Source organism: Arthrobacter terrae (assembly GCF_015708085.1).
Lineage (GTDB): Bacteria > Actinomycetota > Actinomycetes > Actinomycetales > Micrococcaceae > Arthrobacter_M > Arthrobacter_M terrae.
The window spans coordinates 37,280-52,893 of the sequence record NZ_JADNYM010000022.1 but is presented as its reverse complement, the minus strand read 5'-3'; the positions used below and the strand labels follow the sequence as shown (position 1 = coordinate 52,893).

The window sequence follows — 15,614 nt, the reverse complement described above, 5'->3', positions numbered from 1 at the left end:
CATCCGCAGATGCGCGAATCGTCGCCGGTGGCCAGGAACTTTGCCGCCGTGCACCGCCGGGCACCGCCGCGCACCGCCGGGAGTCCGCCGGGAGTCCGCCGGAAACTTCCCCGTTAGCACGGTCGGGACCCCTCGCGAACGCTCTCAGGAACTTCGTTGGACGCCCATCGGGCACTCCTGTTTAAGACGCTGAGGGCGGCCACCTCCCGGCGGCCGCCCTCAGGCTTAGGTCCTGCAGCGTGCAGGTCCTTGGGAGACTACTTCTTCGTGGAGACCGCGGCCTTGAGCTTGGAACCTGCGGTCAGCTTGACGCTGTGGCCGGCGGCGATCTGGATGGCCTCGCCGGTCTGCGGGTTGCGGCCCGTACGGGCGGCGCGGTCGGTGCGCTCAACGGCCAACCAACCCGGGATGGTGATTTTTTCGCCGGCGGAAACGGAGCTCTCAAAAACCGAGAACAGGGCATCCAGCACTGCGTTTACTGCCGTCTGGCTGGTGTCAGCCTTAGCCGCGACCTCTGCAACCAATTCACTACGATTCTTAGCCATGTATGTCCTCCTGGACTGGTATGGATTCAGCGTGCACGCCGGTTGCGTGCCAACCACTGTTAGCGAACATACCAGTTCCACCTCTATAAATCGGCTACTTCTCGCGGTTTTTCGGGGTTTTCACAAATTTTCCCACCGACATCCCGCTTTTTTCGCTCTCAGCCAATCTTGAGCCGGGTCCATACCCATCGTCGTTCCCTATCCAAGTAGCAGCACATGCACTCAAATGTCGGAATGGATGCAGCTGCTGCTACTGAGTTTCAGGACATAGAAGAAGGACGGGGCCACTGGGGCCGCCGTCCTTCTTTTATGCCATGGAGCGAGTCAGCTCAGAAACAGCCTTTTCGCTGCCTCGGCTGCTTACCAGCTGGACTTGGTGATGCCCGGCAGCTCGCCACGGTGTGCCATGTCACGGAAGCGGACACGGGAGATGCCGAACTTCTGCAGCGTTCCACGGGGGCGTCCGTCGATCGCGTCGCGGTTACGCAGACGCACCGGGGAAGCGTTGCGGGGAAGCTTCTGCAGGCCCAGACGTGCGGCCTCGCGGGCTTCATCGGTGGCGTTAGCGTCGACCAAAGTCTTCTTCAACTCGAGGCGCTTGGCGGCGTAACGCTCAACGATGACTTTACGCTGTTCGTTCTTTGCAATCATTGACTTCTTAGCCATGTGTTTTAGCGCTCCTCTCGGAATTCGACGTGCTGGCGGATCTTCGGATCGTACTTCTTCAGAACCAAACGGTCGGGGTCATTACGACGGTTCTTGCGGGTGACGTAAGTGAAACCGGTACCCGCGGTGCTCTTGAGCTTGATGATCGGACGTACGTCCCTGTCTTTTGCCATTAGAGCTTCACCCCGCGTGCCTGGATCTGCGCGACAACGGCGTCAATACCGCGCACGTCGATGGTCTTGATGCCACGGACCGAAAGGGTCAGTGTGACGTTGCGGCGCAGGGAAGGAACCCAGTAGCGCTTCTTCTGAATGTTCGGGTCGAACCGACGCTTGTTGCGTCGGTGCGAGTGCGAAATGCTGTGCCCAAAGCCCGGCTCGGCTCCAGTCACTTGGCAGTGAGCTGCCATGACGATCCTCCAAAAAATGAATGGTCGGCAGTTTTACCTGCCATGAATTGCGTTCAGGGACGTACCGGACAGCAGCCTGAGCTACCAAGGTATTGGCGATACCGCGCAACTTGAGCCCCTAACTACCGGCCCTTCCGGAACTAAGTTCCCGAACAACCGGAGCAATTGCGCACGCTCCGCGCCACCTGACGCCTATCCATTCTATGAGTTGGCGTGGATTATGACCAATCCGGGGAATCCGCGAGGCCTATGGCACCCCGGGCGCCTTCCTCGACAGCGGCCGGCCCCGGGGAATGCAGCCGCGGCCACCGCGGATCAAGGGAGTCCCCGGACGAGACTCCGCGCAACCGCCGGCCGATCCAGGGACCAACGTACTCCCGCGCCCACTGGGCGTTCGCCGCCGCGACTTTTAGCCGGCCCAACACCGGGAGAGGCTCCAGATCCGGCACATCCAGCCCGGATTCCTGATCCAGCAGGGCCAGCACGCGGCGTGCCATATTGATATGTCCGGGAGTGGACATATGCATCCGGTCGATGCTCCACATCCTTGGATCGTCGTATTCGTCGAAGCGCCAGTAATCCACGATCAGTGCGTTATGCTCATCGGCAACTTCCCTGACCAGTTCGTTGTAAATCGCCGTCCGGCCGCGGGTCTTTCCGAAGACGCCCGAGGCCTTGGAATCAAACCCGGTGAACAGCAGCACCGTGGCACCGGTGGCACTTAGCTTCGCAATCCCACGGCTGTAGTCCTCGATGAGTGCATCAATATTCACCTTGGGACGGAGAATGTCATTGGCTCCGGCATACATACTGACGAGAGTGGGCTGCAGCGCTACTGCGGCATCGATCTGCTCGCTAAGGACCTGGCGCAGCTTTTTGCCGCGGATGGCCAGGTTCGCGTAGCCCAGGCCGGCGCCCTGGCTGGCGTCAGCATTGGCGTTGGCATTGGCGTTGGGGTTGGGGTTTGTGTCAGCCCGGGCCAGCTGTTCGGCGACGCGGTCCGCCCAGCCACGGCAGCCGTGCGGCAGCTTCGGATCGTCATCACCCATGCCCTCGGTGAAGGAATCCCCGAGGGCGACATATTTTGCCGAAAACGCTGTCGGGATCGCTGCCGGGATTTTGGTCGGAACTTCCACACTTACCTCCGCGCCGGGAACTGGACAGATTAATCCTACGATCATTGTGCGCAACGACCTCCCGTTACACTATGATCGGTCCAAAGTTGCCGTTTGGGCTATAGCCTGCATCCGGCGGAAATCCTCAGCGAGAGAGCACATCATGGCCAGCAATTTGCGTCTTACCCCCGACGACAAGTTTCCCGAGAACCTCGACAAGATCGCGGATACGAAACTGCAGATCCTCGACAGCCAGGTACAGCGCCAGCTCGACCGCGAATATATTGTGGACGGCGCGCCGGACCCGGAGACGGAGTTTCGGCACTATGAAATCGACGAGGAGTTCGTCGAGCGGGAGAACACCGAAAGCGACGAAAGCGCGGCCGCGACTAACGCCTAAAAACTGCGGTCCTCAGGAGCACTGCACCGGGGCGTGATCCGGCTGACCAGGAGGGCCCTAATCTGGTTCATGCCGCTGTGCCCGACGCCGCCAACAAAAACCCGACGGAGTCCCCGGCAACGGACGATGATAGAGGGGTGAATCCTAAATCCTCGACAACGACCCCGTGTTGATCCGCAGGGGCCGGCCAAAGCAAGAGGGCGGTGCGCCACCGGGCCCGGCGAAACCGGGGCCGACGAAAATGGGCTTGACGAAAATGGGCACGGCTCAACCGGGCACGGCGCAACCGGGGCCGGCGGAACTGACCCCGGCGGAACCGGGGCCGGCGGAACTGACCCCGGCGGAACCGGGGCCGGCGGAACTGACCCCGGCGGAACCGGGGCCGGCGGAACTGACCCCGGCGGAACCGGGCCCGGCGGAAAAAAAGTCCGCCGCTCCGGTATCCATCTGGGGAGCCACGTACCGCAAGGCGACGGTGGGCTTGTTCAGCCTTGCGTTTTTGGTCGCGTATTCCGTCTCTGCCATCACCACAGCGATGCCGCGGGCGGCGCAGGAACTCGATGGTCTTCCGCTCTATGGCTTGGCATTCGCCGTGACGATGGCGACTTCGGTGGTTGCGATGGCCTTCGCCGCACCGTGGATTGACCGCTCGGGTCCTGGCGGGCCTTTAATGGCGGGCATCGCCGTGGATTGCCTGGGCCTGCTGGTGGCTGCGGCTGCGCCGACCATGGAAGTCCTGGTGGCAGGGCGGGCCATTCAGGGTCTGGGGGCAGGGTTGGAGGGCGTGGCCCTGTACGTGGTGATTGCCCGCGTGTTTCCGGCCGCCCTGCGCGCAAAGATGTTCGCCGCGCTTGCGGCAGCCTGGGTGCTGCCATCAATTGTGGGGCCCGCGGTCAGCGGCGCCGTCACGGACCAGTTCGGCTGGCGCTGGGTGTTCGTTTCCGTTCCTGTCCTGGCCGTCTTCGCTGTGGTGCTGGTCCGTTCGGGCACCCGCGGCATGAACCTGGCCGTTCAGGTCCGGGCAAGCCGAACCCGGACAAACACTGATCCCAGCAGCGCAGCGGCACCGCGGAGCCGGTTTTACCGACTGCAGATGCACCGGATGCGGCTTGCTCCTGTGTGGCGTCGACCCGGCTGGGCTGTTGCCGCGGCTCTCGCGGTGCTGGTGCTGGGGAACGCGGCCCAGCGTACGCAACCCTGGTGGGCCGCCGAACTCGGTGCCGCCGTCGTCGTCCTGATCGTCGCCGTGCCCAAACTGCTGCCGCGCGGAACCTGGCGGTCGCGGCGGGGCATGCCGTCGCTGATCCTGATGCGCGCGCTGATCGGCACCGCCTTCACCCTCGGTGATGTGTATCTGCCGCTGCTGATGATCCAGCAGCGCGGGCTGCCGGCCTGGCTTGCCGGCCTATCGCTGACCGTGGGCGGGATTACCTGGTTCACCGGCTCCTGGTTCGCCGGCCGCGGCGTCGTGCCACCACATCGCAGGCTGCTGCTCGGGGCACTGGGAATTCTGCTGGGCGTCTTCGTTTGCGCCCTGGTGGTACTGCCGGCCACGCCGGTGTGGGTCGCGTGGCTTGGCTGGGCGTTCGCCGGGATGGGGATGGGGATGGCCTATCCAACGCAGTCCGTGCTGGTGCTGGAGCAGTCGCCTCCCGCGGAACAGGGCAGCAACGCTTCGGCCCTGCAGTTGAACGAGACGCTCACCACCGCCGCCGTGCTGGGCGTGGTGGGCGCCGTCTTTGCCGCCCTGCTGATCAATCCTGAGGCGGGTTTCGCCGTGGCCTTCGGCGTCGCCGCGCTGCTCACCCTCGTCGCGGGGCTGGTCGCCCGGCGCACCGGATGAGGTCTGCAACCGCAGTTCAACGCCCGATCTCAAGCAGCGCGTTTGCAGCAACTCAGGCGCGCTCGGCCTTGCCCAGCCGCCAATACCCCATGAACGCCACCCGGTTTCGCTCCACACCCGCATCGCGGACCAAATAGCGCCGCAACTCGCGCACCATCGCGGCTTCACCCGCGATCCAGGCGTAAAAGCCGTTCCCCGTGCCCACCGGTGCCTGCGGCGTTTCCCACAGGATCGCGGCGTCTACATCCACGGCTTCGGGCTCACTTCCACTCTGGCAGGCAGCGGGCACGACGGCGGCGCGGACGGCCCGCTGCAAAAGCTCGCCATGCGTGTGGCTGCCCCGCACCAACCATCGCACGTCAATACGGGATCGCGTGCGCAGCTGGAGCATGTCCGCAGCGGCGGGGACCTCCAAGATCGCATCGCCGGTCACTCCCGCAGGAAGCGACTCAAGCACGGCGCTGATGGCCGGGACTGCGGTCTCGTCCCCGGCAAGTAATATGTGCCGGTTGTGGCCCAGCGGGATCCCGCCGGGGTGGAACTCGATGCCCGCGCAGCCCGCGGCGCGGGAATCGGGCCCAATGACGGTGAGCTGATCCCCTGGCGCGGCAGCGGCGGCCCAGGTTGCCGCCGGGCCGCCGGTGCCGGCCGTCTCGGTGGCGCCGTGCAGGACAAAATCAATGTCCAGCTCTGCCGCCCCCGCACCGCCGGGCGGGAGAATCCTTTCCCCTTGCCGGTATTCCCTGACAGTATAGGTGCGCATACTGCCCCGCGAGGCCGGTTCCATGGCCAGCCAGTTTTGGTACCAGCCTGCTTCAAGGCCGGTGCCCGTGAGCTCCCCGAAGTCCGGCAGCGGATGGCCCGGCGACGGAATCATCACCTTGATCCGCAAATCGAGGGTGGGCGCTCCGGCTGCGGGACCGAAACGCTCCAGGTCCGCCCCGGTGAAGGTGATCCGGCGGAAATGCTCCGACAACTGCCTTACCCGTAAGACGGAGACGGCAAAGGCGCGGATTGGGCGAATAGTCGGCGCCAGTGCCGGGGCAAGTGCCGCGGCAAGTGCCGGGGCAAGTGCCGTGCCTGAACTGGTACCCGCCATTACGCCACCTCTGCTGCCTGGACGGTCTCCGGCAGCTGCGCCCGTCCCCGCCCACCGACGGGAACCACCATTGGCGTACCGGCTACCGGGTCGTGAATAATGACCGATTCCATCCCGAACACGTCGCGGACCATTCCCGCCGTCACTACCTCGCCCGGAACCCCGGCAGCTACGATTCGCCCGTTTTTCATGGCAATTAAATGCTCTCCGTACCGGGCGGCCAGGTTCAGATCGTGCAGCACAATGGCAATGGTGGTGCCGCGGCTCCGGTTCAATTCGGTCAGGAGTTCCAGCACTTCCACCTGATGTGCGAGATCCAAATACGTAGTGGGTTCGTCGAGGAGCAAAATATCCGTCTGCTGCGCCAGGGCCATTGCTATCCAAACCCGTTGCCGCTGCCCGCCGGAGAGCTCGTCGACGGTCCGCTCCGCCAGATCCTGCGAGCCCGTCACCATCAGCGCGGTAGCCACTGCGTCGTCGTCGGCCGCGGTCCACTGCCGGAACCAGCCCTGATGCGGGCTTCGCCCGCGTCCTACCAGTTCGGCCACTGTAATACCTTCCGGTGCCGTGGGCGTCTGCGGCAAAATGCCCAGTCGCCGGGCCACCTGGCGCGAGGGCAACCGGTGAATGTCTTTGCCGTCAAGGGTGACGTGTCCGGAGCCGGGCTTGAGCAGTCGGGCCAGTCCGCGCAGCAACGTCGACTTCCCGCACGCGTTAGCGCCAACAATCATGGTCACCTTACCCGCCGGCAGTTCCACGCAGAGTCCCTTCACGATGGTGCGATCCGCGTAGCCAAGGTTCAGTTCTTCGGCTCCCAGCTCCGCCGGCAGATTGATCATCGGGCTCATATCCTGTGCTCTCCTTTCCGGTCCTTGCCTGTGCCGTCCGGGTCTGTGCTGTCCCGGTCCGCGCTGTTCCCGCCTGTGCCTCCCGGTCTGTGCCTCCCGGTCTGTGCCTCCCGGTCTGTGCCTCCCGGTTGGGTCCGTCATGGTCAGCCTCCGGTGCTGGAACGGTTAGTACTAATGAGCAGCCAGAGCAGGAACGGCGCACCCAAGGCACCCGTCACGACTCCGACCGGTAGGGCGCTTCCGGGTATCAGGTTGACGGCCAGGAAGTCCGCAGCCAACACCGTCGCGGCGCCGACCAGGCCGGCTGCGGCCAGCGACGTGCTTTGGCCGCAGAGCCGCTTGGCGATCGGACCGGAAAGGAAAGCGACGAAGGCCACCGGGCCAGCCGCCGCCGTCGCCAGTGCAGCCAGCAGCGCGCCCATGATAGTGAGCCAAAGACGGGCACGCGGCACCCGGAATCCGAGCCCCGCAGCCGTATCGTCTCCCAGCTGCAGACCGTGCAGGCTGCGCGTCAGCAAGGCGGCCAGAGGCAGCAGAACGGCCAGAGCGGCAGCCAGCAGGCCCGCACGGTTCCAGTTGCTGGAATTCAGCGAGCCGGTCAGCCAGATCAGCGCATCCTGGGCAACACGGATGTCCGTTCGCTGCAACAAGAAGGTGACGGCCGCCTGCATGAACGCCGCGGCACCGATTCCGATCAGAATCAGCCCGGGACCGCCGTGCCGTCGAGAGAGGGCGGTGATGAGCAACGCGACGCCCAGGGCACCGACGACGGCGGCGACTGAGACAGATACTCCTGCCGCACCGAAAAAAACGATTGCAAAAACGGCCGCTGCGCTGGCCCCGTAGCTGATGCCGATGATGTCAGGACTGGCGAGCGGGTTGCGCAGCATCGACTGAAAAACGGCACCGGAAATGCCGAACGCCATCCCGACCATCAATCCCACCACTGCCCGCGGCAGTTTGTTTTCCATCACGATGAAACTGGCGCCCGGAATGCGCATCCCGCCAAGCATCCGAAAGAAGTCAGCAACGCTCACGGTGTAGCTGCCAAGCAGCACACTCGCGCTGAACAGGCCCGCGACCAGCACACACAACAGGGCCAGGATGACGATCCGGCGACGCAGGGGTCTGAGCCGGATGTGCCTCACCCAGGCGCCGTTGGGCTGGACCCGCCCGGCGGGCCCCGCGCGCGCAACCATTCGCGTTGCCGGATTCACAGTGCAGCCTTCCGCCCGCGACGAACCAGCCAGACAAAGACCGGCGCTCCCATCAGCGCTGCCAGAATTCCCGCCGGAATCTCCCCGGGCGGCAGCAGAACCCGTCCCAGCACGTCAGCCAGCAGCAGGACCGCCGGTGCCGGCACCAGCGACATTGGAAGCAGCCACCGATAGTCCGGTCCCACCACGGCGCGAAGCAGGTGCGGGACCACCAAGCCGATGAATCCGATCGGGCCGGCTAAGGCTGTGGCGCTTCCACACAGCAGCACAATCCCCAGCGCCGCAACGGCCCGCCCGGTTCCCGGGCGCTGACCCAGCGAACGCGCAACATCCTCGCCAAGCGAGAGGTTGTTGAGCAACCTGCCGGTGCCCAGCAGCAGCACAGCTCCGACAGCGATGAAGGGCAGCACTGCCAGAATTGAATCCCACGATTTTCCCGCCAGCGCGCCGACCTGCCAATTACGAAACAGCTCCATCGAGTCCCTGCTGTTCACCAGCATGGCGCTCAACAGCGAACCGAGTCCGGCGCTCACGGCGGCACCGGCCAGCACCAGCTTGACCGGCGTGGCACCCACGCGGCCCACACTGGCAACCGAGTAGACCACGACGGCGGCAAGAGCGGCCCCGCCGAAGGCTAACCAAAGATAGCTGGAGACGCTGTCGGCCCCGAGGAAGAAAATCGCCGCCACCACCGCCAGCGCCGCGCCGGCATTGACTCCGAGAATGCCCGGGTCCGCGAGCGGATTCCGCGTCACGCCCTGCATGGCGGTGCCGGCCAGTCCCAGCGCCGCGCCCACCAGCAGTCCGGCAACCGTCCGGGTAACCCTGGCCAGCACTACCGCATGGTCGCCGTTAGCTGCATCCGGATGGAATACGGCGTCCAGTACTACCGGCAGTGACACCGGCCGGGCACCGATTGCCAAGGAACCGAGAACGACGGCGGCGAGCACGGCAATCACCGTCAGCGCGGCGAGCGGTGCAATGGCCTGACGCCGTCTGCTGAGCACTAAAGGAGGCGCTGCCGGCCCCGATCCCGCCCCCAATGAAGACCACGCCACAGTGGGCGCCGGACTTGCCGCCGAGGCCGGACTTGCCGCCGTCGTACTGCGTAGTCCGCCAGCGGGCCGCGTCAATGGAGCCGCATGCACGCCCATTACTGGTGCTGGGCCTTACTGGCTGCCGCGCCCAGCTGCGGCAGGAATTTCTCCAGTGCCCACGGCAGGCTCAATGGGGACGACGCTGAAATCGCCAGCGTGAGGGAATTGTCCGTGTCCGCGACAAACGCGCCCTGCTTAACGGCCGGTATTTGGCCCAGCAGCGGGTCGGCCACAATTGACGCCTGCGTTTTCGCGTCCGGAACCCAGCTGACAAAAACGTCGGAGAGCAGCTCGTTGGCCCGTTCCGCCGACCAGGTTATGAAAAATCCTGCTGCCTTGTTCTGATTTTCCAGCACCACCGGTGCTTCCTTCATTCCAATGCTGGTCAGGAACTTGGGCCGGTTATCAGCATCGGTATAAATATTCACGCCGTCGCTCTTGGCTGGCTCAAGGTTGCCGTAAATGAACGTTTTTCCCGCCAGCTGCGGGTACTTTGCAGCCTCCTGCGTCACGGTTTTTTCTGTCGCGGCGATCAGCTCACTGGCTCGGGACGACTTGCCCAATGCCTTGCCGATCATCGCAGTGGATTCCTGCCATGACGTTCCGTAGGCCGCCTCGGGGTAGGCAACGACCGGTGCGATCAGGCTCAGCTTGTCGTAATCCTCCCGGCTCAGGCCGGAATACGTTGCCAGAATGATGTCCGGGCTGGTCTTAGCAATCCCGGTGAAGTTTATGCCGTCGGTTTCCGAATACTGCACCGGAGCCTTGGCCGAACCGATGGCGGCTCCTGCCCTTTCCAGCGCTGCATCCTTCCAGGGGGTCGAACCCTGTGCGTTACCTCCCCAGTCGTCCTTGGGCATGCCGACCGGAACGGTGCCCAACGCGATGGCGACGTCTGCATTGACCCAAGAGACCGTGGCCACCCGCTGCGGTGCGGAAGTGATCGTTGATTCGCCGAAGACGTGCTTGATCGAAACGGGAAATTGTTCCGCTGCTGCCGAGCCGCCGGCAGTTTCCGTCCCGGCAGTTCCTGCTCCGGCCGCTCCAGTAGAGCACCCGCTCATTGCAAGTCCTGCAGCCGCAACGGAAGCCATAAGTCCCAGTCTGAGACTCTGTCGGCGTGATATTTCCACAATTCTCCTCGATTAGGTAACCCTTGCCTAACTAACCGTAGCGGAAACATTTTGGATTAAGAAACAAATTTCTGACCTAATTCAAGACAGTCGACGACGTCCCTTCGCGCTGCCCGGGCACCTCACCGCCCGCTCGTCACATTCGAAAGCGAGGCGTTGTGCAATGCCGCCCCGGATGCTATTCCTTGAGAGCGGGGCCTTGGCTGCGAAGCGGCCTGGGAAGATCGTTCACAACAACGTCATTGACAGCAGCGTCATTCACAAGAGCGTCACCGACTCAAATGTCATTGAAACCAGTGCAGGTACACGACCGTACGAAGGAGCAGCCATGACTGACCACGACGAGGAAGAGCGGGACGTAACTCAATGGGGCCAGCGCCTCTCCCAGGCTCTCCAAATTTTGGACCTGCAGGTGGACCAGAAGTTGATTCTCAAATTGGCGGACGAATCCACCCGGTCCGCGGGTCCCTCAGCGGCGCCGATCAGCACCTTCCTCGTCGGCTACGCCGCAGCTCTTGCCGTCAGCAGCGGTCACGTCGGCTCGCAGGCGGCGGTCAGGTCCGCCGTCGACACGGCACTGCAGCTGTGCGGGAACGGAAAAACCGGCGGTCCCGACACGCAAGGATGGGCCGGCACGGCGCAATAGAGCGCCGACCGGCAGCGACGCGCACCGCGTTTACCCGCCTGTGGGTTCCAGCCGCACGATCACGTGTTTGGACACCGGAGTGTTGCTTCCGTCGGCCACGCTATCCAGCGGCACCAGCACATTCGCCTCCGGGTAGTAGGCCGCAGCGCACCCCCTGGCCGTGGGGTAGGAAACCAGCCGGTAGTTACGCAGCACCCGCTCCTGATTATCGTGATGCTCGCCGTGTACGTCGACGTACTGGCCATCCGCCAGACCCAATTCGGTAAGATCCTCCGGGTTCACGAACACGACCTGACGGCCTTTTTTGATTCCCCGGTAGCGGTCGTTATGACCGTAGATGGTGGTGTTGAACTGGTCATGGGACCTCATGGTCTGCAGGATCAGCCGACCCGGCGGACACTGGACGTGCTCCAGGTCATTGACCGTGAACACGGCTTTTCCGGTGGGGGTGTGGAAGGTCCGGGAGTCCCGGGGCCCATTCGCGAGCACGAACCCGCCGTCCTGGCGAATGCGTTGGTTGTAGTCTTCACAACCTGCCACGACGTGCGAAATGTGCTCGCGGACCAGGTCATAGTCCCGCTCAAATCCTGCCCAGTCCACCGCCACCTTCCCGTCCAGCGTCGCTTGGGCCAGCCGGGATACGATCGCGACTTCGGAGAGCAGGTTGGGCGCCACCGGTTCCACCTTTCCCCAGGACGGGTGCACCGCACAGACGGTGTCCTCCACGGACACGAACTGCTCTCCGGAGGCCTGCCGGTCGATTTCGGTCCGGCCCATCGTCGGCAGGATCAGTGCCTCCTTGCCCACCACCGTGTGGGACCGGTTGAGCTTGGTGGAGATCTGCACGCTCATATCCAGGTTTTCCATCGCCGCCTCGGCCGCCGTGGTGTCTGAAATGGCCGCCACCAGGTTGCCGCCCAGTGCCACGAAAACCTTCATGGCGCCGTCGCGCATCTTCTGGATGGTCTGCACCGCGTCCGCGCCGTGCTCCCGGGGCGGATTGAAACCGAACTCCTTCTCCAGTGCGTCCAGGAAAACCGGCGGCATCTGCTCCCAGATGCCCATCGTCCGGTCGCCCTGCACATTGCTGTGCCCACGAATCGGAGACGCACCGGCCCCGGGCTTGCCGATGTTGCCCCGGAGCAGGAGCAGGTTAATGACCTCCTTGATGGCCGCCACACCCTTCTTCTGCTGAGTGAGGCCCATTGCCCAGGTAATGATGACCCGCTCCGCCCGCAGATACCGGTCGGCCAGCTCGTCGATCTCCTCCAGGCGCAGACCCGTTGCCGTCAGCACCGCGCCCTCGTCCAACCGGGCCAGATGCGCCTTCAGTTCCTCCAGCCCTTGGCAGTGCTCCTGGATGAACTCGTGGTCCAGCACCGTGCCGGGGTTCGCGTCCTCCGCATCCAGGACCCGTTTGCAGATCGCCTGCAGCAGCGCCATATCCCCGCCCAGGCGGATCTGCAGGAACTGGTCCGCGATCTCGGTGCCGGACCCAATGATCCCCTTGACCTCCTGCGGATTCTTGTAACGCCGCAGACCCGCCTCGGGAAGCGGGTTGACAGCGACAATCTGCGCGCCGTTGTTCTTGGCTTCCTCGAGCGCGGTGAGCATGCGCGGGTGGTTGGTCCCGGGGTTCTGGCCCATGATAATGATCAGGTCGGCCTTGCCGAAATCGTCGTAGACGATGGTGCTTTTGCCGATGCCCAGCGTCTGCCCCATTGCCCAGCCGGTGGATTCGTGGCACATATTGGAGCAGTCCGGTAAATTGTTGGTGCCGAAAGCGCGCACGAACAGCTGATAGCTGAAAGCCGCCTCGTTTGAGGTGCGGCCGCTGGTGTAAAACGAGGCCTCGTCCGGGGAGTCCAGGCTATTGAGCTTCCTGGCGATGATCCTGAAGGCCTCGGCCCAGCTGACCGGCTCGTAGTAGTCCTTGCCGGCGGGCTTGTAGACCGGCTCGGTCAGGCGGCCCTGCTGCCCCAGCCAGTACTCGGATTTAGTGCGCAGCTCGCTCACCGGGTTCTGCGCCCAAAAATGGGAGTCTACGGTGATGGGGGTGGCCTCCCAGGTGACCGCCTTGGCCCCGTTCTCGCAGAATTCAAAGGTCTTGCGGTGATCGGGATCCGGCCACGCACAGCTCATGCAGTCAAATCCGTCCCGTTGGTTCATCGCCAACAGAGTTTTCCGGGTCCTGTTCACCCCCATGTCCTTTAGCGCGGGCCCCATCGAGTGAAGGACGCCCGGGATACCTGCGGCCCACGTTTTCGGCTTACCGACCTCGATCCGGCTTTCGTCTTCGTCTTCGATCTCGACCTCGGCCTCGGCCTCAACCTGGGGATTCTTACGGGCCATGGGGACACTTCCCTTCATGTACGACGGCGTGTCCCGACATCGGGACGAGCGGCGGCTCCGCGCACCTATCTAAGGCCTAACAGTTATTTGCGGAGGCCGCAAGCAATCGGGCAATTTTCGCCGTCCGCCGTAGCCAACACCTTGAGATCATCGGTCCAGTCTGCCAGTAAGGGAAAGACAGTTCGTCCTACCAAGGTTTGGTTCTGTCAATCGAGGTGACCTGTGGGCGTTCGGCTTATGGACGCTGAGGTGTGGCCGTTAGCTCCGGGTTGTGAACTGGACCTCGATGTGCTTGAGCTCAGTGCGTGGAAGCACGGCTGTCACGACACCACCGCCTGGCAGTTGGGCTCCGATGCCGTAGACGAACGTGTCCGTATCAACCTCCGCGCCGGGCACGTTGATTCCGTTGATGACGGTCCTGGCCTGGCCGTTGACCATCCGGCCGGTTACTGCGGGTGGGTGCTGGTCCCACGGATTGCCGCCCGGCCAGAGCTCCTCCCTGTACTGGTTCATGAGGATGTGATTGACATGGTCAGCCAGCAGGGTCCGAACCGAGGAACGCTCGGACAGAACGCGATGCCAGGTGGTTCGCACGGCCTCCCACAGCTGCGGGTAGCGCAGTCGCTCCACGTACTCGATCAGCCAGGAAGGCCGCGGCCATGGCGGAACTTCCTCGATCGACCTGCGTGTCGTCTCGTCCAGGTCCGCGAGGTTGACCGGGTCTGCGCGGTCATCCGGGTTTCTCCAAAGCGTATAGGTGATGCTCGCCGTTATTTCGCTATACCCACCATCACCCCCGCTGCAGCTCAGACCGACGGCATCCCAGTCCTCCAACGCTGGTTGGGGCATGAGCCCCATCACCGGAATGGGCATGAGTTTCAGGCTCCCGGCCCGTTCGGCACGGGGATCAGGTGCGTCTTTGGGAAGAATTCCACCCATTTCCATACCTCGACTATGGTCCAAACGGGGGTGCCTGTAAACGGGATTGTATTTCAGGCCCCAAATGTCCCGCTCATCGTTCCCCTGTGAAACACTACCGATGAGCAGCCTTTATGCCAGCTCGTTTGTTCCCGATGCCCCGACAGCCTTATGGAACGGTTTTTTGATGTCTATACGGAAGGACCTCTTGCGGGACGACGCGGAGCCACGGACGCATGATTCCGCAAAATGCGTGACCACGTACCGACCGTATCCAGACCGGAAGCTGTTGAAGTGAAACGCCGACGGTATTCAACGGATAGCGACCTCTGCAGGGGCAGGATGATGCTGTGGACCATTTTGCCGCGAAGACCTGCTGCTTCGCCGTCACCACAATGAGGCGACCGCGAATAGTATCGATTCAGTGCTCACGTCGCGTTGTTCCGGCGGGTTGTCTTAGGAACCCCGTTTTCGGCCTCGGCGTGCTGTCCGCACCATAAATTACCGTGCAGTGCGTTGAGGTTTCATTGTGAACCCAAGCTCGTCGCCAACTCCCGCCAACGCGGCAAAAAACGCCGGACCGACCGAACGCCGAGGCTGCTTCGGAGGCTTCCACATACTCCATGGACTGTTCGCCCAACCTTCCCCTTCCGGGCCGGGCGGCGGTGCAGAAACTTATCAACGTTGCGTCACTTTTAACACAAAAGACTCGGCGGCCAGTCGCCAAACCGCGCAGCACATACAAAGCGGACCGGCTGTCGAGGCTTGGGTTGCTGCAAATAACTTTTGAAAGGACAATGACGATGGAGAGAGAAATACGCAACACACATTCAGCATTCCCGCTGAACCAGTCCAGTCTGTCAGAGGCCCTTCCCTGGCTGAGAAGGTGGTTAGGTCACGCGATCGCTCAATGGGTGTCACGATGTTGCCACTGGCTTGCATGCCAGAACATCAGTGCAGCTACGGTGAGGACTCCGGCGAGCAGCGCATAGGGGGCGATGTTGAGCAGGATGAGCGAAAGCGGGATGTTGCCGGAGCCCACGTTTCCGGCGGCAGATGGATCCCGGGACTGAATGAGCATCATCACCCCGCTAAGGAGCAATCCTGCAGCGAGAATCCAAGCCCCGATGATGAATGGGTTCGCCCCAGCCGGGACGCTGCCCGGATTTCTGCCCGGTTCACTGTTCTTCGACCGGTCATCAACGTTCCCGAGTTCGTCTACTTCCCTAATCGTGACGCTGTCACTACCGCTGTTTCCCATGCTTCTCCCTATTTGATGCCCGCTATTGCGGCATTCGACGAACCATCCCAATCTAGCCCTCGGTT

Annotated in this window: 17 protein-coding genes; 3 read left to right on the top strand and 14 right to left on the bottom strand. The window is 63.2% G+C overall.

Annotation, left to right across the window (positions count from 1 at the left end):
- Positions 1-257: 257 nt before the first annotated feature.
- The 5 genes from IV500_RS16020 to IV500_RS16000 all read right to left on the bottom strand — a co-directional run bounded on the left by IV500_RS16020 (position 258) and on the right by IV500_RS16000 (position 2,756).
- Complete coding sequence (locus tag IV500_RS16020; RefSeq protein ID WP_196397818.1) at positions 258-545, bottom strand: HU family DNA-binding protein; 288 nt, start codon at positions 543-545, stop codon at positions 258-260.
- 360 nt (positions 546-905) lie between these two features.
- Positions 906-1,211 (bottom strand): 30S ribosomal protein S14, encoded by a 306-nt coding sequence (gene rpsN, locus IV500_RS16015; protein WP_196397817.1) that lies wholly within the window; start codon positions 1,209-1,211, stop codon positions 906-908.
- Between the two features lie 5 nt (positions 1,212-1,216).
- Positions 1,217-1,384 carry a 50S ribosomal protein L33 gene (gene rpmG / locus IV500_RS16010; protein WP_196397816.1) on the bottom strand — a complete coding sequence of 56 codons (168 nt, stop codon included), beginning with the start codon at positions 1,382-1,384 and terminating at the stop codon, positions 1,217-1,219.
- Positions 1,384-1,620, bottom strand: coding sequence for a 50S ribosomal protein L28 (gene rpmB / locus IV500_RS16005; RefSeq protein ID WP_196397815.1), 237 nt, complete (start codon positions 1,618-1,620; stop codon positions 1,384-1,386). The genes rpmG and rpmB overlap by 1 nt, the downstream gene beginning before the upstream one ends.
- Before the next feature lie 218 nt (positions 1,621-1,838).
- The gene (locus tag IV500_RS16000; RefSeq protein ID WP_312875959.1) at positions 1,839-2,756 is read right to left on the bottom strand and encodes an SGNH/GDSL hydrolase family protein; all 918 of its coding nucleotides are present in this window, start codon (positions 2,754-2,756) and stop codon (positions 1,839-1,841) included.
- A gap of 142 nt (positions 2,757-2,898) precedes the next feature.
- On the opposite strand from IV500_RS16000, the gene IV500_RS15995 reads away from it, so the two are divergent.
- Positions 2,899-3,135: a hypothetical protein gene (locus tag IV500_RS15995; protein WP_196397813.1), complete on the top strand. Its 237-nt coding sequence runs from the start codon at positions 2,899-2,901 to the stop codon at positions 3,133-3,135.
- A 67-nt stretch (positions 3,136-3,202) separates the two neighbouring features.
- Here IV500_RS15995 and IV500_RS22500 read toward each other — a convergent pair whose 3' ends face one another.
- Entirely contained in the window at positions 3,203-3,406 is a 204-nt protein-coding gene (locus IV500_RS22500) for a hypothetical protein (protein ID WP_512699639.1), read from the bottom strand.
- Here IV500_RS22500 and IV500_RS15990 point away from each other — a divergent pair.
- Positions 3,392-4,978 carry an MFS transporter gene (locus tag IV500_RS15990; protein WP_196397812.1) on the top strand — a complete coding sequence of 529 codons (1,587 nt, stop codon included), beginning with the start codon at positions 3,392-3,394 and terminating at the stop codon, positions 4,976-4,978. The genes IV500_RS22500 and IV500_RS15990 overlap by 15 nt on opposite strands.
- A gap of 52 nt (positions 4,979-5,030) precedes the next feature.
- Here the strand turns inward: IV500_RS15990 and IV500_RS15985 are convergent, their stop codons facing one another.
- From IV500_RS15985 to IV500_RS15965, 5 genes are all read right to left on the bottom strand, one after another.
- Positions 5,031-6,077 (bottom strand): siderophore-interacting protein, encoded by a 1,047-nt coding sequence (locus IV500_RS15985; RefSeq protein WP_196397811.1) that lies wholly within the window; start codon positions 6,075-6,077, stop codon positions 5,031-5,033.
- Positions 6,077-6,925 carry an ABC transporter ATP-binding protein gene (locus tag IV500_RS15980; protein WP_376770219.1) on the bottom strand — a complete coding sequence of 283 codons (849 nt, stop codon included), beginning with the start codon at positions 6,923-6,925 and terminating at the stop codon, positions 6,077-6,079. The genes IV500_RS15985 and IV500_RS15980 overlap by 1 nt, the downstream gene beginning before the upstream one ends.
- Before the next feature lie 143 nt (positions 6,926-7,068).
- Positions 7,069-8,124, bottom strand: a complete 1,056-nt coding sequence (locus IV500_RS15975) for a FecCD family ABC transporter permease (protein ID WP_196397851.1) — start codon at positions 8,122-8,124, stop codon at positions 7,069-7,071.
- 14 nt (positions 8,125-8,138) lie between these two features.
- Positions 8,139-9,149 (bottom strand): FecCD family ABC transporter permease, encoded by a 1,011-nt coding sequence (locus IV500_RS15970; protein WP_312875957.1) that lies wholly within the window; start codon positions 9,147-9,149, stop codon positions 8,139-8,141.
- Positions 9,150-9,295: 146 nt separating this feature from the next.
- Positions 9,296-10,333, bottom strand: a complete 1,038-nt coding sequence (locus tag IV500_RS15965) for an ABC transporter substrate-binding protein (RefSeq protein ID WP_196397809.1) — start codon at positions 10,331-10,333, stop codon at positions 9,296-9,298.
- Between the two features lie 367 nt (positions 10,334-10,700).
- Between IV500_RS15965 and IV500_RS15960 the strand changes: the two genes are divergently transcribed.
- Positions 10,701-11,018 carry a DUF6457 domain-containing protein gene (locus IV500_RS15960; protein ID WP_196397808.1) on the top strand — a complete coding sequence of 106 codons (318 nt, stop codon included), beginning with the start codon at positions 10,701-10,703 and terminating at the stop codon, positions 11,016-11,018.
- A gap of 30 nt (positions 11,019-11,048) precedes the next feature.
- On the opposite strand, the gene IV500_RS15955 is transcribed toward IV500_RS15960, so the two are convergent.
- From IV500_RS15955 to IV500_RS15945, 3 genes are all read right to left on the bottom strand, one after another.
- Positions 11,049-13,370 carry an FdhF/YdeP family oxidoreductase gene (locus IV500_RS15955; protein ID WP_196397807.1) on the bottom strand — a complete coding sequence of 774 codons (2,322 nt, stop codon included), beginning with the start codon at positions 13,368-13,370 and terminating at the stop codon, positions 11,049-11,051.
- 258 nt (positions 13,371-13,628) lie between these two features.
- Positions 13,629-14,315 carry a hypothetical protein gene (locus IV500_RS15950; RefSeq protein ID WP_196397806.1) on the bottom strand — a complete coding sequence of 229 codons (687 nt, stop codon included), beginning with the start codon at positions 14,313-14,315 and terminating at the stop codon, positions 13,629-13,631.
- A gap of 880 nt (positions 14,316-15,195) precedes the next feature.
- Entirely contained in the window at positions 15,196-15,549 is a 354-nt protein-coding gene (locus IV500_RS15945; RefSeq protein WP_196397805.1) for a hypothetical protein, read from the bottom strand.
- Between the last annotated feature and the right edge of the window lie 65 nt (positions 15,550-15,614).